The organism is Kitasatospora indigofera, assembly GCF_014655955.1.
Classification (GTDB): domain Bacteria; phylum Actinomycetota; class Actinomycetes; order Streptomycetales; family Streptomycetaceae; genus Kitasatospora; species Kitasatospora indigofera.
Genome location: NZ_BNBO01000029.1, coordinates 38,295 through 59,735, shown reverse-complemented (window position 1 = coordinate 59,735; position 21,441 = coordinate 38,295). Strand labels below are relative to the sequence as shown.

The 21,441-nt window shown below is 74.8% G+C and carries 17 protein-coding genes and 1 riboswitch; of the genes, 7 read left to right on the top strand and 10 right to left on the bottom strand.

Translation table 11 applies throughout. The features are described 5' to 3' along the window. Positions 1-47: 47 nt before the first annotated feature. Together IE329_RS23445 and IE329_RS23440 are read right to left on the bottom strand one after the other, a co-directional pair. Entirely contained in the window at positions 48-764 is a 717-nt protein-coding gene (locus tag IE329_RS23445; protein ID WP_373311263.1) for a response regulator transcription factor, read from the bottom strand. Next, positions 761-2,041, bottom strand: a complete 1,281-nt coding sequence (locus IE329_RS23440) for a sensor histidine kinase (RefSeq protein WP_190212932.1) — start codon at positions 2,039-2,041, stop codon at positions 761-763. Before IE329_RS23440 ends, IE329_RS23445 begins: the two co-directional genes overlap by 4 nt. 247 nt (positions 2,042-2,288) lie before the next feature. Here IE329_RS23440 and IE329_RS23435 point away from each other — a divergent pair, with 247 nt between their 5' ends. Further along, a complete protein-coding gene (locus tag IE329_RS23435; protein WP_190212931.1) occupies positions 2,289-3,455 on the top strand; it encodes a serine hydrolase domain-containing protein in 1,167 nt (388 codons plus the stop codon). Between the two features lie 88 nt (positions 3,456-3,543). Here IE329_RS23435 and IE329_RS23430 read toward each other — a convergent pair whose 3' ends face one another. Next, on the bottom strand, positions 3,544-4,653 hold the full coding sequence (locus IE329_RS23430; protein ID WP_190212930.1) for an FAD-dependent monooxygenase: 1,110 nt from the start codon (positions 4,651-4,653) through the stop codon (positions 3,544-3,546). A 204-nt stretch (positions 4,654-4,857) separates the two neighbouring features. Between IE329_RS23430 and IE329_RS23425 the strand changes: the two genes are divergently transcribed. Then, positions 4,858-5,862, top strand: coding sequence for a TetR/AcrR family transcriptional regulator C-terminal domain-containing protein (locus IE329_RS23425; protein ID WP_190212929.1), 1,005 nt, complete (start codon positions 4,858-4,860; stop codon positions 5,860-5,862). A gap of 153 nt (positions 5,863-6,015) precedes the next feature. Here the strand turns inward: IE329_RS23425 and IE329_RS23420 are convergent, their stop codons facing one another. The 6 genes from IE329_RS23420 to IE329_RS23395 form a co-directional block, all read right to left on the bottom strand. Next, the gene (locus tag IE329_RS23420) at positions 6,016-7,071 is read right to left on the bottom strand and encodes an ABC-2 transporter permease (RefSeq protein WP_190212928.1); all 1,056 of its coding nucleotides are present in this window, start codon (positions 7,069-7,071) and stop codon (positions 6,016-6,018) included. Between the two features lie 78 nt (positions 7,072-7,149). After that, positions 7,150-7,779: a hypothetical protein gene (locus tag IE329_RS23415; RefSeq protein WP_190212927.1), complete on the bottom strand. Its 630-nt coding sequence runs from the start codon at positions 7,777-7,779 to the stop codon at positions 7,150-7,152. A gap of 93 nt (positions 7,780-7,872) precedes the next feature. After that, entirely contained in the window at positions 7,873-9,468 is a 1,596-nt protein-coding gene (locus tag IE329_RS23410; RefSeq protein WP_190212926.1) for an alpha-amylase family glycosyl hydrolase, read from the bottom strand. A gap of 156 nt (positions 9,469-9,624) precedes the next feature. Beyond that, complete coding sequence (locus tag IE329_RS23405; protein ID WP_229927691.1) at positions 9,625-10,317, bottom strand: bifunctional 4-hydroxy-2-oxoglutarate aldolase/2-dehydro-3-deoxy-phosphogluconate aldolase; 693 nt, start codon at positions 10,315-10,317, stop codon at positions 9,625-9,627. Then, a complete protein-coding gene (locus IE329_RS23400) occupies positions 10,314-11,951 on the bottom strand; it encodes an N-acyl-D-amino-acid deacylase family protein (RefSeq protein ID WP_190212925.1) in 1,638 nt (545 codons plus the stop codon). Before IE329_RS23400 ends, IE329_RS23405 begins: the two co-directional genes overlap by 4 nt. Then, on the bottom strand, positions 11,951-13,276 hold the full coding sequence (locus IE329_RS23395) for an alanine racemase (protein ID WP_190212924.1): 1,326 nt from the start codon (positions 13,274-13,276) through the stop codon (positions 11,951-11,953). Before IE329_RS23395 ends, IE329_RS23400 begins: the two co-directional genes overlap by 1 nt. A 267-nt stretch (positions 13,277-13,543) precedes the next feature. Between IE329_RS23395 and IE329_RS23390 the strand changes: the two genes are divergently transcribed. The 4 genes from IE329_RS23390 to IE329_RS23375 all read left to right on the top strand — a co-directional run bounded on the left by IE329_RS23390 (position 13,544) and on the right by IE329_RS23375 (position 18,239). After that, positions 13,544-14,674 carry a sugar kinase gene (locus tag IE329_RS23390; protein ID WP_190212923.1) on the top strand — a complete coding sequence of 377 codons (1,131 nt, stop codon included), beginning with the start codon at positions 13,544-13,546 and terminating at the stop codon, positions 14,672-14,674. Next, complete coding sequence (locus IE329_RS23385; RefSeq protein WP_190212922.1) at positions 14,671-15,423, top strand: IclR family transcriptional regulator; 753 nt, start codon at positions 14,671-14,673, stop codon at positions 15,421-15,423. Before IE329_RS23390 ends, IE329_RS23385 begins: the two co-directional genes overlap by 4 nt. Positions 15,424-15,564: 141 nt before the next feature. Beyond that, positions 15,565-15,990, top strand: a complete 426-nt coding sequence (locus IE329_RS23380; RefSeq protein WP_308438394.1) for a RidA family protein — start codon at positions 15,565-15,567, stop codon at positions 15,988-15,990. A gap of 206 nt (positions 15,991-16,196) precedes the next feature. After that, positions 16,197-18,239 carry an MDR family MFS transporter gene (locus tag IE329_RS23375; RefSeq protein ID WP_190212921.1) on the top strand — a complete coding sequence of 681 codons (2,043 nt, stop codon included), beginning with the start codon at positions 16,197-16,199 and terminating at the stop codon, positions 18,237-18,239. 146 nt (positions 18,240-18,385) lie between these two features. On the opposite strand, the gene IE329_RS23370 is transcribed toward IE329_RS23375, so the two are convergent. Further along, a complete protein-coding gene (locus tag IE329_RS23370) occupies positions 18,386-19,420 on the bottom strand; it encodes a M23 family metallopeptidase (protein ID WP_190212920.1) in 1,035 nt (344 codons plus the stop codon). A 3-nt stretch (positions 19,421-19,423) separates the two neighbouring features. Then, positions 19,424-19,574: riboswitch (cyclic di-AMP (ydaO/yuaA leader) on the bottom strand. 330 nt (positions 19,575-19,904) lie between these two features. Here IE329_RS23370 and IE329_RS23365 point away from each other — a divergent pair. Continuing rightward, on the top strand, positions 19,905-21,437 hold the full coding sequence (locus IE329_RS23365; RefSeq protein ID WP_229927690.1) for an MFS transporter: 1,533 nt from the start codon (positions 19,905-19,907) through the stop codon (positions 21,435-21,437). The last annotated feature ends 4 nt before the right edge of the window (positions 21,438-21,441 follow it).

Genomic DNA, 21,441 nt, shown 5'->3' with positions numbered 1-21,441 from the left:
GGACGGCGGGCGGCGGGCAAGCGGCAGGCGGCAGGCGGCAGGCCGGGTCAGCCGGCGAATCCCGGCACCACCAGGCCTGACTCGTACGCGATCACCACCGCATGGGTCCGGTTCTGCGCACCGAGCTTGGTCAGCACGTTCCCGACGTGCGTCTTCACCGTCTCCAGGCTCACCGTGAGCGACTCGGCGATCTCCGGGTTGGACAGCCCGGTGGCCATCAGCCGCAGCACCTCCTCCTCCCGCCCCGTCAGAGCCGCCCGCGGCAGGGCCTGCGCGGAACCCAGCGGACGGGCCGCGACCATCCGGCCCAGCGCCGCGGGGAAGAGCACCGCCTCGCCCGCCGCCACCACCCGCACGGCCTCCGCGATCTGCCGGACCGGAAGCCGCTTGAGCACGAATCCGGAGGCCCCCGCGCCGAGCGCGGCGGTCACGTAGCCGTCGTTCTCGAAGGTGGTGATCACCACGACCTTCGGTGGCCCGGCCGGCCCGGCCAGCAGCAGCCGGGTGGCCTCGATCCCGTTGCGGCGCGGCATCCGCACGTCCATCAGGACGACGTCGGGCCGCAGCGACCGGGCCCGCTCGACCGCCTCGACCCCGTCGGCGGCCTCCCCGACCACCGTGATCCCCGGCTGCGCCGAGAGCAGGGTGCGCAGCCCACTGCGGGTCACCTCGTCGTCGTCCGCGATCAGCAGGGTGACGGGGGCGTCCGGGGGGCCGGCGGCGGGAGCGGCGGGGAGGCCTCCGCTCCCGTCCGGGCCGGTCACGCCGGCAACCGGAGCGGCAGCCGGACGGCCAGCCGCCAGTGCCGGGGCCCGGCCGGGCCGAAGTCGATCTCACCGTGCAGCAGCCGGACCCGCTCGGCCAGGCCGGGCAGGCCGTGCCCGGTGGTCGGGAAGGCACCGGGGCCGTGGCCGGGAGCCGCGCCGGTCCGGTTGACCACGTCAAGCTCCAGCCCGTCCGCGCCGGCCGCCACCCGGACTTCGATCGGACCACCCGCCCCGTGCCGCAGGGCGTTCGTCAGCCCCTCCTGGAGGATCCGGTACGCCGCCCGGGAGAGCGTCCCCGGCACCTGCGCCAAGTCGCCCGACAGGTCCGGCTCCAGGACCGCACCGGCGTGCCGCAACCGGTCCAGCAGCTCGGGCAGGTCGCTCAGCGTCCGGGTCGGTGCCGTCCCCGGCCGCTCCTCGCGCAGCACGCCGAGCACGTGGTCCAGGTCCTCCAGCGCGGCGCGGGCCGACTCCTCGATGCTGCGCAGGGCGGCCCGGGCGGCCGCCGGGTCGGCGGCGAGGAGTTCGCCCGCCACCGCCGCCTGGATGGTGGCAGCGGTCAGGGTGTGCCCGATGGAGTCGTGCAACTCATGTGCCAGGCGGTTGCGTTCGGCCAGCAGCAGCTCCCGCTCGGCCGCCAGCGCGAGTCGCTCGGCCGGGGAAGGCCCGAGCAGCCGGGGCGCCGTCCAGCGCAGGGCGCCGGTCACCGCCGCGCACCCGGCGGCGGCCAGCAGCAGGCAGCCGAGTCCCAGCACCCAGCTCTGCCAGCCGCCGTCCACCCGCAGCGCCCGGCCGGACAGGGTCAGCTCCACCTGGCCGCCGAGCCGGCCGCCCGGCAGGCTCAGGCCCAGGAGGATCAGCAGGCCGCTCACCAGCGCCCCGGTCCACCCCAGCAGCACGTGCACCAGCAGCCAGAGCGGCGTCCGCCAGCGGCCGGCACCGGACGGCGCGGCACCGGCCGACGTGGCCGGCCCGCCGGCGGGGCCCGCCCGCAGGCGGCCGGCCACCGGATCGGGCAACGGCACCCTCAGCAGCCGGCGGGCGGCCACGACCAGCACCCGCCGCGTGGTGCGGGCCAGCCCCACGGAGCCGGTCAGTACGGCCCAGAGCAGCAGTACCAGCACGATCCGCGCGGCCTCCGGGGCGGATCGCCAGGCCAGCGCCGGCGCCAGTGCGAACGGCAGCAGCGGAAGGCTCGCCAGCGCGCCGGCGTAGGCGAACAGCACACCCGTGTACGTGGAGCCGCGCAGCAGCGGCCGGAGTCCCCTGATCATGATCGCCAGTATGGCCGGGCAGGTCATCGGGGGCCTCCCCCGATCGGGGGAGGGCGTTCTCCCGCCTTTCCGCGATGTGCGGGAGGCCTCCGGGAAGCCAGGATCGTGCCCGGCCCGGCGGTTCCGCCGGGCCTCCCCGGCCCAGGGCGCACCGCCCGGACGGCCGTCCGGGCCCGCCCCGTCCCGGTGCCCGACCGTGCCCGGCACGGACGGGCACCGGATTCCCGACCTCCACAGGAGTTGACCCATGCGCGACCGGACCGAACACCCGCCCCGCCCCACCGGGCACCGACAGGCCGGCCGACGACGGGCCGTGTCCCTCGCGGCCGCGGTGGCCGTCGGCCTCCTGACGGCGGGAGTCGTGGCGCCCCCCGCGCCGGCCGCCCCGAGGCCCGGCACCGTCCAGCAGCGCCTGACCGCGCTGGTCCGCGACGACGGCCTGCCCGCCGCGCTGGCGAGCGTCACGGACCGGGCCGGCCGCACCCGGACCTACACCGCGGGGGTGGGCGACCTGTCGACCGGTGCGAAGGTCCCGGGGGACGGTCAGGTGCGGATCGGCAGCAACACCAAGACCTTCACCGCGGTGGTCGTGCTGCAACTGGTCGGCGAGGGAAGGATCGCCCTCGACGCCACGGTCGACACCTACCTGCCGGGCCTCGTCCGCGGGGAGGGGATCGACGGACGCCTCGTCACCGTCCGCCAACTCCTGCAGCACACCAGCGGACTGCCCGAGTACGAGAGCTACGTCGACGACGCCATCCTGCAACACCGGTACCTGGAACCCCGCGACATCCTCGACATCGCCCTGCGGCAGAAGGCCGACTTCGCCCCGGGGGCCAAGTTCGGCTACAGCAGCACGAATTACCTGCTGGCCGGCCTGATCGTCCAGAAGGTCACCGGCCGGCCCCTCGCCGAGGAGGTGGACAGGCGCGTGATCCGCCGCATCGGGCTGCGCCACACCTACTTCCCCGCCCCCGGCGACATGACGATCCGGGAGCCGCACCCGCAGGGGTACCGGTGGGATGCGGCGGGCGCGCCGCCGCGCGACGCCACGGAGCTGGACCCCTCGCCGGCCTGGGCGGCCGGCCAGATGATCTCCACCAACGCCGACCTCGACCGGTTCTTCACCGCGCTGCTCGGCGGCCGGCTGCTGCCCGCGGCCCAACTCGCCCAGATGCGCGCCACCGTGCCCGTCGGGGACAGCGGCGCCGGCTACGGGCTGGGCATCATCAGCAGGCCGCTCTCCTGCGGCGGTGTCTACTGGGGCCACGGCGGCGACATCCCGGGGTACGAGTCCCGGGGCGGAGCCACCGAGGACGGCCGGGCCGCGAACATCACGGTGACCGGCATCCCGTCCGACTACGCCGTCACGGAGCGCCTGGAAGCCGCGGTGGACGCGGCCCTCTGCAGCTGAACCGCCCCGGCCACCGGGCGCCCGGGGCGGCCACCGGCCCGCCCCGGCCGTCCGGGCTCGGCCGTCCAGGGCCCATTCATCCGGGGGTTCATTCGTCCAGGACGATCGCGTTCTTGGCGCGCCCGACCGAGGCCTCGGAGGCCGGCCCGCCCGGATTCTCGGTCGCCAGGGCCTGGTTGAGGTCGACGAACGGCCGCATCCGCTGCTCGTAGCGGGCGAACGCGGCCCGGTGGTCGCCGTCGGCGCGGCCCAGCTCGTCCGCCAGGACGTAGGCACCGACCAGGGCGAGGCTGGTGCCCTGCCCGGACAGCGGGGACGCGCAGTAGCCCGCGTCGCCCAGCAGCACGGCCCGCCCGGCCGACCAACTCGGCATGCTGATCCGGGCCATGGCGTCGGCGTAGAAGTCGGGGGCCGCCCATAGGGCGCGCAGCAGCCTCGGCGTCTCCCAGCTCAGCCCGGCCATCCGGTCGGCGACCAGCTGCCGTTGGGCGTCGGTGCCGCGCCGGCCGGGGTCGAGCGGACCCGACTCGAAGCCGAAGGTGATCCGCAGCTCGGTGTTGTCGCGCACCGGGGAGATGCCGTACCCGGCCGAGCCGTCCCGGAGCCAGACCTGCCAGTTGTCCAGGCCGAGGAAGTTGCCGGACCCGAAGACGGCCAGGTGCATCCCCAGGTGCTGGAGGTACTGCTCGGTCGGCCCGAAGGCCAGCCGCCGGACGGCGGAGTGCAGGCCGTCCGCGCCGACCACCAGGTCGAAGCGGCTCCGTCGTCCGCTCTCGAAGAGCACCTGCACGCCGTGCTCGTCCTGGTCGAGGGCGGCGACGGCGTCCCCGAACACGAACTCGGCGTCGGCGCGGGCCTTTTCGTACAGGACGCCGACGAGGTCGTCGCGCAGCAGTTCCAGGTCGTCGCTGTCGAGCCGGCCGCTGCTGAAGGTGGCCTCGGTGGAGCGCGAGAGCTCCTTGCCGTCGGCGTCGAGCACCGACATCCCGCGCATCCGGGTGCGCAGCGCCGTCACCTGGTCCAGCAGCCCCGCCCGCCGGACGACGGTGAGGGCGGCGCCGCGGATGTCGACCGTCTGGCCGCCGGTCCGCGGGGCGGGCGCCCGTTCGACCACGGTCGGGGCGAAGCCCCGGCGGCGCAGCCAGTGGGCCAGGGCGGACCCGGCGATTCCGCCGCCGGAAATCAGGACAGTCTTCATGGAAAGCTCCTCTGTACGGTGTACGCGCAACTGAATGTACGCCGTACGTGCAGCCCTGCCAATCGCCCGGATCCAGGCTCTGTACTAGCTCAGGGGCCACTTTCCCGGCCCTCCGGACGCGCCTCCCCTGCTAGCCTCTGCACTAGTACAGGGCCCGCGTGAGCGGAAACGCGGGCGAAAAAAATTCCTTGGGAGACCACCGCCGTGACCCCGGAGACCGATCCACCGTTCCGGCGCATCGCCGCCGAACTCCGCCGCCGCATCACCGAGGGCGAACTCGCCCCGGGCGAGCGGGTGCCCTCGACCCGGCGGATCGCCGAGGAGTGGGGGGTGGCCCTGGCCACCGCCACCAAGGTGCTCACCACGCTGAGCCTGGAGGGGCTGGTGGAGTCCCGCCCCCGGGTCGGCACCGTGGTGGCGCCGGGCGCCGGCACCCCGGCCCCCGACCGGGGCCGGCCCCGGAACCAGGGCCCGGACCCGGACCCGGTCACCGGCGCGAAGCAGGACGGCCCGGAGGGCGACCAGGACCTCACCCGGGCCCGGATCGTCCGGGCCGCCGTCGAGATCGCCGATGCCGAAGGGCTCGCCGCGCTGTCGATGCGCGGGGTCGCGGCCCGGCTGGGCGTGGCCGCGATGTCCCCCTACCGGTACGTCGGCAGCAAGGAGGAGCTCCTGCTGCTGATGGCCGACGCCGCGTTCGGCGAGGCCGCGTACCCCGCGGTCCCGCCGGAGGGGTGGCGCGCACAGCTGGAACTGAGCGCGCGGACGCTGTGGTCGCTGTTCCGCCGGCACCCCTGGCTGGCCCAGCTGGGTTCGCTCACCCGCCCGCTGCTGCTGCCCAACCTGATGGTCCACGCCGAATGGGCGCTCAGGGCGCTGGACGGCCGAGGCCTCGACGCCAGGGCCATGCTCGACGTGCACGTGCTGCTCTACGGCTACGTCGAGGGCATCGCGGCCAACCTGGAGCGCGAGGCCCAGGCCGAGGCCGCCACCGGCCTCTCCGAGGACGAGTGGATGGACCGGCAGGCGCCCGCCTTCCGCGCCATCACCAGCTCCCCCCGGTACCCGGTGTTCAGCAGGCTGGTCCAGTCCTTCGAGGGCGGCTACGACCTGGACCTCGACACGCTGTTCGAGTTCGGCCTCCGCTCGCTGCTCGACGGCCTGACCGGCCTGGTAGAGGGGCGGACGGAGCCGCGGGCCCCGCGATGACCACTGCCCCATGACGACCGCCGCGCCACGACGACCGCTGAGCCGCCATGACCGCTGCCCCACGACGACCATCGCCCCGCCTGACCGCCGCCCCGGGGCGCCGCCGGGGCCGGGGCCGCCCCGGGCCCCGGAGGCCACGCCGGGAGGGTGGGGTCAGACCCCGACGGCCTCGTCCATCTCCTCCTCGGCCGCCGCCTCCACCGGCCGCGCCCCGGCGGTCGCGTCCACCGCCCGGCGCCGCTCGTACCAGCCGGCGCCGGCCAGCAGCGCGAGGCCGGCCAGCAGCCAGAGGGCCAGCGCCGCCAGCCGGCCGCCGAGGCCGGCTCCACCGCCGAAGTAGAGCACGTCGCGGGCGCCCTCCAGGAAGCCCGCGCCGTTCCAGAAGGAGTGCAGGGCGCCGAAGAAGCCGTTCTGCAGCTCCGGCCGGTAGATCCCGCCCGAGGTGGTGAAGTTGAGCATCACGAACAGCACCATCAGCGCCAGCGTGGTCCACCGCTTCAGGAAGGTGTGCAGGCCCGTCCCGATCGCGACGACGCCCGCCGAGTAGAGCCAGCCCATCGCCCAGACGGCCGCGAGGTCGTGGTCGACGACGTGGAACACCGGCCCGGCGGTGACGATCCCGATCACGCTGACCACCAGCGAGGTCGCCAGGCCGGCCAGCGCCCGTACCCGCATGCCGAGCCCCGCCCCGGCCGCCCCGATCGCGGCCACGCTCCCGTACGAGCCGATGCTCAGGGTCACCAGCAGGAAGAACAGCCCCTGGCCGGTCGGGTCGCCCGCGGCGGTGGGGGCGAGGTCGGTGACCGTCAGCGGGACGCCCTGCTGGGTGGCGACCGTCCGGAAGACCGCCTCGGCCGCCATGGCGGAGGTGTCGGAGCCGGCCCTGGCGACGATCAGCTCGGGGCTCTTCGGGTCCGGGACGAAGGCGCCGGTCAGCTCGCGGTCGCGCAGCTGCCGCTCGGCGTCGGCCCGGGTGGCCAGGGTCCGTACGTCGAGCGCGGGGCCGGCCTTGTCCTGGACGGCTCCGGCCAGTCCGGTGGCCTGCGGGGTGGTGCCGACGACGGCGACCGCGAGGCGGTGCGGCTCGGGCTGGTGGAAGGCGCCCTGGTAGGCGAGGGCCATCCCCAGGCACATCAGCAACGGGGTGAGCAGGTGGACGGCGAGGTGCTTGAGCGAGGGCCCCAGTGCTGGGGCCGGGGTGGCGGCCATGGTCGGGACGGTCCTCCGAGTAGGTGGTAAATGCAACCGTGTGCCAAGGTTGGCAAATGCAACCTTTACAGATGCAGTCTACAACCATTCGTCGCCCGGGACGTCGGCGGGCCGCCCCGGCGCCCGGCCCTCCGGCGCCCGGCCCTCCGGCGCCCGGCCCTCGGGCACCCAGCCCTCCGGCGGGACCAGCCGGCCCTGCCGGACGGTGAACCCGGCCGCCACCAGGTACGGCCGCGCCTGCTCCATCAACGACAGCACCCGCAGCGAGGTCCGCGCGCAGAGGAACGCCATCGGCAGCTCGACCAGCCCGGCCATCAGCAGCGCCACCGGCAGCTCCGCGGCGGGTGCCAGCATCACGTCGAACCAGGCGTCGACCACCAGCAGCGCGGCGGCCACCGCGTTCACGGCCGCGCTCTTCACCGACAGCCGGAGGATCCGCACCGCCGCCCCGGCGAACACCACTACCAGCAGGGCGTCGAAGCCGCCCCAGGCGACGTTCCACCGCTCCGCCTGCTCCCGCGCCGGCAGGGTCAGGAACAACCAGGTCGTCCACGGCACCAGGACGGCCGCCGCGGCGAGGAAGAACAGCGCCAGCCGCGGCGTCACCACCCGGTCCGTGCTGCTCCCCGGTGTGTCCAGCAGGACCGGCGGGTGGAGAAAGCGCGGCAACCGCTGCTCCCAGGTCACCTGTGCCCGCTGTTCGTCCATCCGCCCGCTCCTCCGAGACCGCCGTCCGCTTCCGGCCGGTCAGTCTCGCACCGGCCGGTCGCACCGGCGGACCGCAGGACGGATCCGGCGGGCTCAGCCGAGCTCGAAGATCCCGTACGAGAACCCCTCCGCCCGCAGCGCGCCGCCGCCGACGGCGACGCCCCTGGCCTCCAGCGCCCGGGCGCCCGCCACGGCCGGGGCCGCGAGCGGCAGCGGCAGCTCCACCGGCGCCCGGCCGGGGTTGACGGCGACCAGGTAGCGGCCGCCGCGCAGGTGGACCAGCGGGTAGCCGTCGTGCAGCACCTCCACGGTGCCGTGGGCACCGAGGGCGGGGTGGGCGCGGCGCAGCGCGATCAGCCGCCGGACCAGCTGGAGCAGGGAGTCCGGGTCGGCCCGCTGGGTGGCCACGTCGGGGCGGTCCGGGTCGGGGTCGAGCGGGAGGTAGAACCGGTCGGCGGGGGCGCTGGAGAAGCCCGCCCCCGGGCCGGGCTCCCACTGCATCGGCGTGCGCGAGCCGGCCCGGTTGTAGCGGGGGCCGAGCACGCTGCCCTCGGTGTCGGGCAGTCCGGGCAGGTAGCGCATGCCGATCTCGTCGCCGTAGTACACGGCGGGCACGGTCGGCCAGGTGAGCTGGAAGGCGAACGCGGCGGCGAGCTGCTCCCGGGTGCGCGGGCCGGTGCAGAGCCGTGAGAAGTCGTGGTTCGCGGTGGGCAGCGCGAGGTGCCCGGCGCCCTCGGTGAGGTCCGCGGCGGCCCGCCAGGCGTCGATGAAGTACCGCGCCGAGCCCTCGGCCCGGGCGTCGAAGTAGCACGGGCCCTGCTGCCACTCCTCGTGCACCGTACCGGCGTTGTTGTTCCACAGCGAGCGCAGCGGCAGGCCGTTGTCGGGGCCGCCGAACTGCAGGAAGAAGTCGGCGTGGAACCCGGCCGCTACGGCCGCGGCCGGGTCGCCCCATTCGGCGAACAGCGCCGCCTGCGGGTGGTCGCGGTCCAGCCCGTCCCGCAGTTCGGTCCAGAGCTTGGCGGTCTCGGTCTTGCCGGGGTCGTCCTTGACCAGGGAGGAGGCCATGTCGACCCGGAACCCGGCGATGCCGAGCCGCAGCCAGTGGTCCATGATCTCGCGCAGCGCCGCCCGGTTGGCGCGCGGGCCCTCGGCGTCCACGCCCTGGCGCCACGGCTCCGCCGCGTCGCTCCGGGCGTAGCCGAAGTTGAGGGCGGGCTGGCAGTCGAAGAAGTTCGGCAGGTACCAGCCGGCCCGGGTGCCGGGCGAGGCGACGAACCCCTCGGCCGGCCGGTCGGACCAGATGTAGCGGTGGTCCCCCGGGTCGCCGGCGGAGGCCAGGAACCACGGGTGCCGGTCGGAGGTGTGGCCGGCCACCAGGTCGAGCAGGACCCTGATGCCCCGGGCGCGGGCGGCGTCCACCAGGGCCACCAGGTCGTCGGTGCCGCCGTAACGGGGCGCCGTGCTCAGGTAGTCGGAGACGTCGTAGCCGGCGTCGCGGAACGGGGAGGCGAAGCACGGGTTGAGCCAGAGCGCGTCGATGCCGAGCCAGGCGAGGTGGTCCAGGTGGTCGGTGATGCCGGCGAAGTCGCCGATGCCGTCGCCGTCGGAGTCGGCGTAGGTCTGCGGATAGATCTGGTAGAGGACGGCGTCGGTCAGCCAGGCGGGGCCGGGGCGGGTCGAGGTCATGGGGATGGGTCCTCCTGCCGGGTCCGGGGGTGGTGCCGGACTACGGATTCTCGTCCATCGCCGCCCGGTGCGACAGCGCGGCCGGGGGTTCGCCCGGGACCGCGCCCGGCGCCCGGCGCACCGCGCGGCGCGCCGGACGCGGCGGACGCGGCGGGATCAGCTCGGGCGGCAGGCGGTGGTGAAGGCCCGTGCCCGGCGGGTGATCTCGGCCCAGTCCCCGGCGGCGACCACGGCGGGCGGGACGACGTCCGTCCCGGCGCAGACCGCGAGCGCGCCGTGGGCGAGGAACTCGGCCGCGTTGCCCGCGTTGACGCCGCCGGAGGCGACCAGCGGGAGGCCGGGGTAGGGGCCGTGCAGGTCCTTGAAGTAGCCGGGGCCGAAGGCCTTCGCGGGGAAGATCTTCACGGCGGCGGCGCCCAGCTCCGCCGCCCGCGCGACCTCGGTGGGGGTGAGCGCGCCGAGCACCACGGGGACGCCGGCCGCGTGCGCGGCGTGCGCCACCTCGGGCCGGACGCCGGGGGTGACCAGGAAGGACGCACCGGCCTCGACGCCCTGCGCGGCCTGCTCGGCGGTCAGCACGGTGCCGACGCCGACCCGCCAGCCGGCGGTCGCGGCCTTGCGCAGATGGTCCGTCACATCCGGTGTGGTGTAGGTGAATTCGACCCAGCTGATGCCGCCGGCCGCGAGGGCGGCGCAGAGCGCGGCGGCGTCGGGTATCCGGGGTGCGCGGACGACGGCGATCACCGGGTCGGCGGCCAGCGCGGCCCGGGCGTCGGCCAGCACCGTACCGGTGGGGCCGGTGGCACTGGTGGGGCCAGTGAGATCGTTGAGGTTGCTGGGGCTGCTCACAGAGCTCGGGCTCCTTGTTCGGTACGGCGCAGGGCGCGGCCGGGCAGGGCACCGGTGGTGCGGCCCCGCTCGACCACGGCGACGCCGTTGACGTAGACGTGCTCGATGCCGGCGGCGGGCAGCCTGGGCCGGTCGAAGGTGGCGGTGTCGCGGACGGTGGCGGGGTCGAACAGCACCAGGTCGGCGTGGTACCCGGGACGGATGAGTCCGCGCCGGTCCAGCCGCAGCCGGCGGGCCGGGCGGCCGGTCATCCGGGCGACCGTCTCCTCCAGCGTGAGGACACCCAACTCCCGGCTGTAGTGGCCGAGATAGCGGGCGAAGGTGCCCCAGGCCCGGGGGTGCGGCCGGGCGCCGACCAGCAGCCCGTCGCTGCCGACGGTGTGCGCGGGGTGAGCCATGATCGCGCGGACGTTCTCCTCGTGGCCGACGTGCTGCAGGATGGTGGTGGCCAACCCGTCGTCCAGCAGCAGCTCGAAGAAGACCTCGGTGCCGCCGCGACCGCGCTCGGCGGCGAGGTCGGCGACCGTCCGCCCGACGGTGGCGGCGAGGCCCTGGTTGCCCACGCCGGAGATCTGGACGGTGGCCCAGTCGGTGACCACGCCGTGGCAGCCGTCGCTGCCCTTCTCCTCCACCTCGATCCTGATCCGCTCCCGGGCGGCGGGGTCGGCCAGCCGGGCGAGGGTGGCGTCCGGCCCGCCCTCGGTGGCCCAACTGGGCAGCAGGGCGGCCAGGGTGGTGGAGCCGGGCAGGTAGGGGTAGCTGTCCAGGGTGAGGTCGCAGCCGTCCGCGATCGCCCGGTCGACGAGGGCCAGCAGTTCGCCCGCCCGGCCCTGGTTGACGCCGAAGTTCATCGTGGCGTGGGTGAGGTGCAGCGGGCAGCCGGACTCCCGGGCGATCTCCACCATCTCCGCGTACCCCTCCAACGCCCCGGCGCCGTAGGAGCGCTGGTGCGGCGCGTGGTAGCCGCCGTGGGCGGCGACCACCTCGCAGAGGGCGACCAGTTCGGCGGTGCCGGCGTACATCCCGGGGGTGTAGGTGAGCCCGCTGGACATGCCGACCGCGCCCTCCCGCAGCCCCTGGGCGAGCAGGTGCCGCATCCGGTCGAGTTCGAGCGGCGTGGGCGGGCGGTTGTCCCAGCCCATCGCGAGCATCCGGACGGTGCCGTGCGGCACCAGGTAGCAGGCGTTGACGGCGATGCCCCGGTCGAGGCGGTCCAGGTACTCGCCGACGCCGCGCCAGTTCCAGTCGAAGCCGTCCGGGTCACCGTTCCAGCCGGCGATCTGGCGGCGCAGCGCGGGCAGCGTGCGGTCGTCCACCGGCGCGTAGGAGAGGCCGTCCTGGCCCAGCACCTCGCAGGTGACGCCCTGGGTGACCCGGGACGGGTGCTCGGGTTCGACCAGCAGCCGCAGGTCGGAGTGGGCGTGCATGTCGATGAAGCCGGGGGCGAGCACCAGCCCGTCGGCGTCGACGGTCCGGGCGCCGCGGGGGTCGCCGCCCAGGTCGGGGCGGCCGATCTCGGCGATCAGGCCGTCGGTGACCCGGACGTCGGCGCGGTAGCGGGGGTCGCCGCTGCCGTCCACCACGGTGGCGCCGCGGAGGACCAGGTCCGGCGCGGGGGTCGCGGGCCCGGCCATCAGAAGTACGTCCTGACCAGGCCGACGACCCGCGGCTCGGCGCTGTCGGCATCGTCGAGGACGGGGATCATCGTCCACTTGTCGAAGGCCGTGCAGGGGTGCGAGAGGCCGAGCCGGACGACGGCGCCGACCGGGGCCCGCTCGCCGGCCCCGACCAGGAAGGCGTGCTGGTCGTTGAGTTGGCGGATCCGCGCCCCGGTGCCGTCGAGGCTCCCGACCCCGGACGCGGTGCGGACGCGCTGCGGCTCGGGCATCCCCTCGTCGAAGGGCAGGTCGCGCTTGCCGGCGTCCAGCAGGGAGAGGTCCGGCTCGGGGTGGGAGACCACCCGGGCCCAGCCGTGCAGGGCCGGGCGCAGAGGGGTGCCGGCGCCGCGCGCGAGCGGCGAGATGCCGCGGTAGAAGCCGTCGTCGTGGGCCAGGTAGGCGCCGGCCCGGATGACCACCAGGGCGTCGTCCAGGGGCTTCAACTCCTCGACGACGGTGTCGAAGTAGGCACTGCCGCCGGCGGTGACCAGCGGCCGCGGGCTCTCGTACCGGCCGGCCAGGGCCCGGTGCAGTCCGGCGAGCCGGCGCAGGTAGCCGCGGACGGTGGCGAGGGCCTCGTCGCCGGCGTCGTGGGCGAGGGCGCCCTCGTAGCCGCCGACGCCGGCCAGGTGCAGGGTCGGTGCGGCGAGCACGGCCTCGGCGACCCGGACGGCCTCGGCCGGCGTCCGGGCGCCGGTGCGTCCGGCGGGGCCGCCGAGTTCGACCAGCACCTCGACCGGGCGGCGGGCGCCGGCGGCGCGCAGCGCCTGGTCCATCAGCCGGACGCTGTCGGCGCTGTCGACCCAGGAGGTGAAGGCGAAGCCGGGGTCGGCGTCGAGTTCGGCGGCGAGCCAGCCGAGGCCGGCCGGGTCGAGCAGGGTGTTGGCGAGCTGGATCCGGTCGACGCCGAAGGCGCGGGCGACCCGCAGCTGCGGGAGGTTGGCCAGGGTGATGCCGTGGCTGCCGGCCTCGATCTGGGACTGCCAGAGGGCGGGGGCCATGGTGGTCTTGCCGTGCGGGGCGAGGGCGACCCCGGCCCCGGCGCACCAGCGGGCCATGGTGGTGAGGTTGTGGTCGAGGGCGCCGGCGTCGAGGGTGAGCAGCGGGGTGCCGAGGCCGGCGAGGGTGGGCCGGCCGGCGAGGAACTCGCGCACGGTCAGGCCGTGGGCGGTGGCCGGCAGTGCCTTGAACCGCCAGTCGAGGGTCTCCTCGGCGAGCGCGGCGACCTTGGCGGCGTCGATGCCGGGCCCGGTGCTGCTGCTCGCGTACGTGGTGCCGCTGCTTGCCTGCGTGTGATTCACCCTGTGCCTCCGGTTGTTCCTCGGACCCTGCTCGGGCGGCGAGGTTGCAACATGTGCAACGACTATTGCATATGTTGATGAGACGGTTCTAGCATCGGCGCGGAACACCGGTCAACGGAACACCGGTCAACGGAACGCCGGCCGGCGAGGCACCGGCCCACGGGGCAACGGCCCACGGGGCAACGGGCCACGGGACACCGGGCCACGGGACACCGGTCGGCGAAGCACCGGTCACGGTCGACGGCACGACATGAGGGAGCGCACCAGATGGCAGGTCAGGACACCGCGGCCACCGTGGACCCGGAGGCCGCCACCGGCCTCCCGGAGGCGGTGTGCCTGGGGGAGTCGATGGCCGTGCTGCTGCCCGAACGGCCGGGCCCGCTGGAGACGGTCGAGGGCTTCCGGGTCTCGCTCGGCGGCGCCGAGTCGAACGTGGCGGGTGCGCTGGCGGCGCTGGGCGTGCGCAGCGGCTGGATCAGCCGGGTCGGCGACGACGGCTTCGGCCGGCGGCTGACGGCCGGGGTGGCCGCCCGCGGCGTGGACGTCTCGGCGGTCGTGGTCGACCCCGCCCGCCCCACCGGGATCTACCTCAAGGAGGTCGGCGGCTCCACCGGCGAGCCCCACGACCTGGGCAGCGGGCGCAGCCGGCTGCACTACTACCGGGCCGGCTCGGCCGCCGCCGCCCTCTCCCCCGCCCTGCTCGCGGAGCCGGCCGCGGCCCGGCTGCTGGCCGGCGCCCGGCTGCTGCACCTGTCCGGGATCACCGCGGCGCTCTCCGACGGCTGCCTGGAGCTGGTCCGGACGCTGCTGGTCCGCCCGCGCCCGGCGGCCACCCGCGGCCTGCTGGTCAGCTTCGACCTGAACTGGCGTCCGGCACTGTGGCACGGCCGCGACCCGGCCGTGCTCCCCGCCCTGATGGACGCCGCCGACGTCCTGCTGCTCGGCGCCGACGAGGCCGAGGCCGTGCTCGGCACCGGCGACCCGCACGCCCTGCGGGCCCGCTTCCCCTCCCCCGCCAACGTGGTGGTCAAGGACGCCGACCGGCTGGTCACCGCCGTGGGCCGGGACGGCACCGCGGTCGGCGAGGCCGCCCTGACCGTGGAGGTGGTCGAGGCGACCGGCGCCGGCGACGCCTTCGCCGCCGGCTACCTGGCCGGCACCCTGCGCGGCCTGGACCAGCGCCGCCGCCTGCGGCTGGGCCACCTCAGCGCCGCCTGCGCCCTGACCGCCCCCGGCGACCAGGCCGAGCTGCCCCCGCGCGAGGTGGTCGCGGCCCTGCTGGACGCCTCGGCCGGGGACTGGGCCGCGACCCGGGTCTCGGCGGATGGCATCGTGTCCCCGGTACTTCCCGCGCTCCCGTCCCGGCAGGGCGCGTCCCCCGTGGTTGGAGCGAGATGAGCCAGACCGTCACCCGTGCCCTGCGCCTGCTCGCCGAGCTCGGCGAGGGTGAGCGCTCCCTCGACCAGCTGGCCGAGCTGCTCGGCGTGCACAAGACCACCGCGCTGCGCCTGCTGCAGAGCCTGGAGGAGGAGCGCTTCGTCTACCGCGACGCGGCGTACCGCTACCACCTGGGCGCCGGCCTGTTCGCGCTCTCCAGCCTGGCGCTGGAGCAGCGCGGGGTGCGCCGGGCGGCGGCGCCGCACCTGGCGGCACTGAACGCGGCGACCGGCCAAACGGTCCATCTGGCCGCGTACGAGGGCGGCGAGGTGGTCTACATCGACAAGTACGACTCCCGGCACCCGGTGCGGATGTACTCGCGGATCGGCCTGCGGGCGGCGCTGCACTGTGCGGCGGTCGCCAAGGTGCTGCTCGCGGACCTGCCGGTGGCCGAGCGCCGCCGGGTGGCGGCGGGCATCGACTTCACCCCGTACACCGCCAACACGCTGACCACGCCCGAGGCGCTGCTGGCCGAGCTGGACACCGTCGCGGCCCGGGGCTGGGCGCAGGACCACGCCGAGCACGAGTCCTTCATCAACTGTGTGGCGGCGCCGGTCCGGGACGCCACCGGCCGGGTGGTGGCCGCGGCCTCGATCTCGGTGCCCGACGTGGTGCTCCCGTACGAGCGGGTGCTGGAGCTGCTGCCCCAGCTGCTGGCCACGGCCCGGGCGGTCTCCGCCGACTGCGGCCTGCCGCCGGGCACCGCCTGACCCGGCCTCGCCCGGCCCGTCCCACCGCCCTGGTTCACCAGGCCCACCCGGCCGGACCCCACCGACCGTCACCACCCGGCACCGCGCCGCCCGCAGCACCCGGCGCCGCCCGGACCCGTACCGACCGAGGAACCCCACAGGATGAGCGAGCACCCCGCCATGAGCGACAAGACCGAGATCCGTACCGACGGCGCCCCCGCCCCCGCCTGGATGTTCTCCCAGGGCGTCCGCAAGGGCCCGATCCTCCAGGTGTCCGGCCAGGGCCCGCAGGACCCGGCGACGGCCGAGTACCTCTACCCGGGCGACGTGAAGGCGCAGACCCGGCGGACCCTGGAGAACGTCAAGGCCATCGTCGAGGCCGGCGGCGCGACCGTCGAGGACGTGGTGATGTTCCGCGTCTACCTCACCAAGCGCTCCGACTTCGCGCTGATGAACGAGGTGTACGCCGAGTTCATCGACGAGAACATCAAGCCGGGCGGCGTGAAGCCCTGCCGCACGACGATCTTCTGCGAGCTGCCGCAGGAGCCGATGCTGGTGGAGATCGACGCCCAGGCCGTGATCGGCTGACGGACGGCGGAACCCCCGCCGGCGCGGCCCCGGACGGCAGGACCGTCCGGGGCCGCGCCACGTCCGCCCACCCGGCCACCCGTCCCGCCCGTCCTGCCCGTCCCGGCCCGGGGCACCGCCGGCCACCCGGACGCCCGCTCCGGTGGCGGGCCCGCCCCACCGCGCCAAAGCTGGGTTGACCTGCTCCCCGCCCAGGAGGCCCGGCCATGTCCGACACCACCATGACCGAGGCCGTGCCGGCGCCGCCGTCGCCGCCCTCACTGAGCCGGCGCCAGACCAACGTCGTCTTCCTGACCATCGTGCTCGGCATGCTGATGGCCGCCCTCGACCAGACCATCGTCTCCACCGCGCTGCCCACCATCGTGGCGGACCTCGGCGGCGGCGGGCACATGGCCTGGGTGGTGACGGCCTACCTGCTGGCCGAGACCGTCGCCACCGTGCTGGTCGGCAAGTTCGGCGACCTGTTCGGCCGCAAGATCGTCTTCCAGGTGAGCGCGGTGATCTTCATCGCCGGCTCGGTGGTCTCCGGCGCGGCCAACGGCATGGCGGTCCTGATCATCGGCCGGGCGGTGCAGGGCGTGGGCGGCGGCGGCCTGATGGTCACCGCGATGGCCCTGATCGCGGACGTCATCCCGCTGCGCGAACGCGGGAAGTACCAGGGCGCGCTGGGCGCCGTCTTCGGCGTCACCACGGTGGTCGGGCCGACCCTGGGCGGGCTGTTCACCGACCACGCCTCCTGGCGCTGGTGCTTCTACGTCAACATCCCGATCGCCGCGGTGATGATCGTGATGGCCGCCCGGACGATCCCCTCGGTGCGGGCGGCGGTCCGCCCGGTCATCGACTACCTCGGCATCGTGCTGATCGCGCTCGGCGCCAGCGGCCTGGTGCTCGGCCTGGAGTGGGGCGGCAACGAGTACGCCTGGACCTCGCCCGTGATCATCGGTCTGTTCACCGGCTCGGTGCTGCTGCTGGTGGCCTTCGTCCTGGTGGAGTTGCGGGCCCCGGAGCCGATGCTGCCGATGCACCTGTTCCGCAACTCCGTCTTCACGGTCTGCTCGGTGCTCAGCTTCATCGTCGGCTTCGCGATGCTCGGCGCGATGACCTACCTGCCGACGTACCTGCAGTTCGTCGACGGCGTCTCGGCCACCGGCTCGGGGGTGCGCACCCTGCCGATGGTGGTGGGCCTGCTCGGCATGTCGGTGCTCTCGGGCGTGGTGGTGAGCCGCACCGGCCACTACCGGATCTTCCCGATCCTCGGCACCGCCGTGATGGCGCTGGGCCTGTACCTGATGTCGACGATGGGTCCGGACACCGGCGTCTGGCTGGAGTCCCTGTACATGTTCGTCCTCGGCGTCGGCATCGGGCTGGCCATGCAGGTGCTGACCATCGCCGTCCAGAACACCGTCCCCTACCACGAGCTGGGCACCGCGACCTCCGGCGTCACCTTCTTCCGGACGCTCGGCAGCTCCTTCGGCACGGCGGTGTTCGGCACCCTCTTCACCAACCAGCTGACCCCCAACCTGGAGGAGGCCTTCGCGCAGTCCCCCGGTGTGCCGCCGGCCGCGGTGCAGAGCCCGCAGGCGCTGCGCGAGCTGCCCGCCGAGGTCGCCCAGCCCTTCGTCCAGGCCTACGCCGACACCATCAACTACGTCTTCCAGTGGGTGGTGCCGGTCGCCCTGGTGGGCTTCGTGGTGGCCTGGTTCCTGAAGGAGGTGCCGCTTCGGGACAGCGCCCGGGCCGGCGCCTCCGACATGGGCGAGGCCTTCGGCGCACCGGACAGCGGGGACGCCGACCGGCAGCTGGAGCGGGCGCTCGCCAACCTGCTGCGCAAGGCCAAGGGCCGGCCGGAGATCGGTCGCCGGCTGCTGGCCGACTCGGGCAGCACGGTCGGCCCGGACCAGGCCTGGATGCTCGGTCAGATCTACTGGCGCACCAAGCTCCAGGGCGGAGCGACGCTGCTGGCCATCGCGACCGCGCACCACATGCCGGAGGAGGTCGTCCGGCCCGCCGCCGAGCGGACCCTGCGCGCGGGCCTCGCCGAGAGCGAGCACGGCGTGCTCGCGCTCACCCCGCAGGGCGAGCGCGAGGTCGAGCGCCTCGCCGAGGCCTGGCGGCACTGGATCGACCGGCACCTGGACGACTGGGACGTCACCGATCCCGCGGACCGGGCCCGGCTCGACCGCGCGGTCGAGGCCATCGCGACCAGACTGTACGAGGACGACCAGCACCGGGAAAGCGTGCCGGCCTGACCGGATGAACAGGGAGCCACCGGAAATCCCCCCCCCCCCCGAGGAAAACGCGAACTGGCCGGGCCCGCAGCGATGAGCGTTCGCTGCCGGCCCGGCCGGTGTTCAACTACCGCGGCGCATCAGGCCGCGAGGGTTCGTACCCGGTGTCAGATGCTGACGCCGTGCGCACGGAGGTAGGCGATCGGGTCGATGTCCGAGCCGTACTCCGAGCCGGTGCGGATCTCGAAGTGCAGGTGCGGGCCGGTCACGTTGCCGGTCGCGCCGGAGAGACCGATCTGCTGGCCGACGGTCACGGTCTGGCCGACCTTGACGCCGATCGAGGAGAGGTGCGCGTACTGGGCGTACTTGCCGTCCGCCAGCTTGATCTCGACCTCGTTGCCGTAGGCGCCGCCCGGGCCCGCCTTGACGACGGTGCCGGCCGCGACGGCCTTCAGCGGGGTGCCGGTGGCGGCGACGAAGTCGGCACCGGTGTGGTGGCCGCTGGACCACATGGAGCCGGCCACGCCGTAGGCGGTGCCGAGGCGGGCGCCGGCGATCGGCGCGGTGTAGCCGGAGGTGCTGGCGGCCGCGGCCGGGGCCGGGGTGGCGGCCGGCTTCGGCGCGGTGGTGGCGGCGGGCTTGGGGGCCTCGACCGGCTTCGCGGCCTGAGTGGCCTTCGGGGCCTCGGCGGCCTTGGGCGCCTGAGTGGCCTTCGGGGCCGGGGTGGCCTTCTTGGCCGGCGCGGAGTCGGAGGAGGCCTTCGGGGCCGGGGCGGCGGCGGGCGCCTGGGCGGCGGCCTTGCCGACCACGAGCTGCTGGCCCGGGTAGATCAGGTTCGGGTTGGCGCCGACGACGGACCGGTTGGTCTCGTACAGGGCGTGCCACCCACCGTCGACGTTCTTCGCGGCGGCGATCTTCGACAGGGTGTCACCGCCGACCACCTTGTAGGTCTCGTCGACGGCGGCGGCCGGCGCGGCGGCCGGGGCGGTCTCGACGGCGGCGGCCTTGACGGCCACGGCGTCGGCGCTGGTGGCGCCGGTCCAGGTGGCGGACTGCGACTTGGCGGCCGGGACCTCGTGGGCCGAGGCGCTGACGGCGGTCACCAGGGGAAGGGCGAGAACCGCGCCGGTCACACCGGTGGCGATGCCGATCCGGGCGAGACGGGGCAGACGGTTACGACGGTGCTTTGCCTGTGCGGGCATGGGGTATTTCCTCTCCGACGCCTGCGAGGTGAGCTGTCGGGTTCGGGCTGGAGTTGCCCGGCCGCAAGCGCGGCTTCACCCCAAGCCGTCCCGGTTGCCGGGACGGCGACTTACCTGTGGGTCCCCCACTCCTGCCGTACAGAGTTCGTTCGAAGCCCCCGGGCAGCGGCAGGACTAGGCGTTCCACCCGGTGGGCCCACCCGGACATTGGCCGGGCGGTCGCTGAAGCAAAGCCCATCGGCCCGGGTTAATCAATGTCGATCACATTCACCCCCGGAATTTCACAAAAATCCCAGGGAATTCAGTGACTCTCCGAATGATCGACTGTGCAGTACGTGCACAATCCAATCGCGCTGCGCAACCGCCCGACCCCCCTGCGCCGACAATTTCGGCCCTGCGTCCACCGCCGGACACGCTCAGCCACCACCCGGACGCGCCGCCGGTGACCCTTGTCACGTCAGCCCCCCGGGCGCAGGATCGAGCCGTGGAAACCGACGACGCCGGCGCACTCAGGATCGGCACCCCGCAGGGGCGCTGGGTGGTGCTGGCCACGGTGCTCGGCTCCAGCATGGCCATGCTCGACGGCACCGTCGTCAACGTCGCACTGCCGCGGATCGGCGAGGACCTCGGCGCCTCGTTGGCCGCCCTGCAATGGACTCTGAACGCCTATCTGCTGACCCTGGCCGGGCTGATCCTGCTCGGCGGGGCGCTCGGCGACCGGTACGGCCGGCGCCGGGTCTTCCTGATCGGCGTCTGCTGGTTCGCCGCGGCCTCCGCCGTCTGCGCGGCCGCGCCCGACGTCGGGGTGCTGATCGCGGCCCGCGCCCTGCAGGGCATCGGCGGCGCCCTGCTCACACCGGGATCGCTGGCGATGCTCCAGGCGACCTTCCGGCCCGACGACCGCTCGGCGGCGGTGGGCCTCTGGTCGGGCCTCGGCGGGGTCGCGGCCGCGGTCGGCCCCTTCCTGGGCGGCTGGCTGGTGGACGGCCCGGGCTGGCGGTGGATCTTCCTGCTGAACGTGCCGCTGGCCGCGGTGGTGCTGGCCGTCTCGCTGCGGCACGTGCCGGAGAGCCGGGACGAGAGCGCCACCGGCAGCTTCGACGTCGCCGGTGCGGTGCTGGCCGCGCTCGCCCTCGGCGGGGTGACCTACGCGCTGACGGCCGCCGGCGAAGGGCTCTCCCCCGTGGTCTGGCTCTCCGGCGCCGCCGGACTGCTGCTCGGCGCGGTGTTCATCGCCGTCGAACGGCGCACCCCGCACCCGATGCTGCCGCTGGAGCTGTTCTCCTCCCGCCTGTTCACCGCGGTGAACCTGGTCACCCTCTGCGTGTACGCGGCCTTCAGCGGCGTGTTCTTCCTGCTGGTGGTGCAGCTCCAGACGGTCTCCGGCTTCACCCCGCTGACCTCCGGGCTCGCCCTGCTGCCGATCACCGTCCTGATGCTGGCGCTGTCCGCCCGGGCCGGGCGCCTCGGCAAGCGGATCGGCCCCCGGCTGCCGCTGTTCCTCGGACCGCTGGTCTGCGCGACCGGCGTGCTGCTGATGCTGCGGATCGGACCCGACGCCTCCTACTGGACGGAGGTGCTGCCGGCCACCACCGTGATGGGCTGCGGGATGGTCCTGCTGGTGGCGCCGCTCACCGCGACGGTGCTGGCGGCCGTCGAGGTCCGCCGGGCCGGCATCGCCAGCGGCGTCAACAACGCGGCCGCGCGGGCGGCGGGCCTGCTCGCCGTCGCCGCCCTGCCCGCGCTGTCCGGGCTGAGCGGCGACGCCTACCAGGTGCCGGCCTCGGTGGACGCGGCCTTCCGGACCTCGATGCTGATCTGCGCCGGACTCCTGGTCACCGGCGGCCTGCTGGCGCTGGCCACCGTCCGCGGCAATGTGCTGGCCCCCGAGGACCACCCGGTCGCCGAGCCGGACGCGGCCTGGAGCTGCGGCGCCTGCGGGCCGCCGATCGACCCGGGGCACGAGCGCCCCGAAAAGCCCAGGGGCCCCGCCGCGGGAAGTGCGACGGGGCCCTGAGAAG

Bases quoted from the DNA above. Each gene is read 5' to 3' on its own strand.
- IE329_RS23440 (WP_190212932.1), bottom strand. From the start codon at position 2,041: ATGATCAGGGGACTCCGGCCGCTGCTGCGCGGCTCCACGTACACGGGT.
- IE329_RS23435 (WP_190212931.1), top strand. From the start codon at position 2,289: ATGCGCGACCGGACCGAACACCCGCCCCGCCCCACCGGGCACCGACAG.
- IE329_RS23430 (WP_190212930.1), bottom strand. From the start codon at position 4,653: ATGAAGACTGTCCTGATTTCCGGCGGCGGAATCGCCGGGTCCGCCCTG.
- IE329_RS23420 (WP_190212928.1), bottom strand. From the start codon at position 7,071: ATGGCCGCCACCCCGGCCCCAGCACTGGGGCCCTCGCTCAAGCACCTC.
- IE329_RS23415 (WP_190212927.1), bottom strand. From the start codon at position 7,779: ATGGACGAACAGCGGGCACAGGTGACCTGGGAGCAGCGGTTGCCGCGC.
- IE329_RS23410 (WP_190212926.1), bottom strand. From the start codon at position 9,468: ATGACCTCGACCCGCCCCGGCCCCGCCTGGCTGACCGACGCCGTCCTC.
- IE329_RS23400 (WP_190212925.1), bottom strand. From the start codon at position 11,951: ATGGCCGGGCCCGCGACCCCCGCGCCGGACCTGGTCCTCCGCGGCGCC.
- IE329_RS23390 (WP_190212923.1), top strand. From the start codon at position 13,544: ATGGCAGGTCAGGACACCGCGGCCACCGTGGACCCGGAGGCCGCCACC.
- IE329_RS23385 (WP_190212922.1), top strand. From the start codon at position 14,671: ATGAGCCAGACCGTCACCCGTGCCCTGCGCCTGCTCGCCGAGCTCGGC.
- IE329_RS23380 (WP_308438394.1), top strand. From the start codon at position 15,565: ATGAGCGAGCACCCCGCCATGAGCGACAAGACCGAGATCCGTACCGAC.
- IE329_RS23375 (WP_190212921.1), top strand. From the start codon at position 16,197: ATGTCCGACACCACCATGACCGAGGCCGTGCCGGCGCCGCCGTCGCCG.
- IE329_RS23370 (WP_190212920.1), bottom strand. From the start codon at position 19,420: ATGCCCGCACAGGCAAAGCACCGTCGTAACCGTCTGCCCCGTCTCGCC.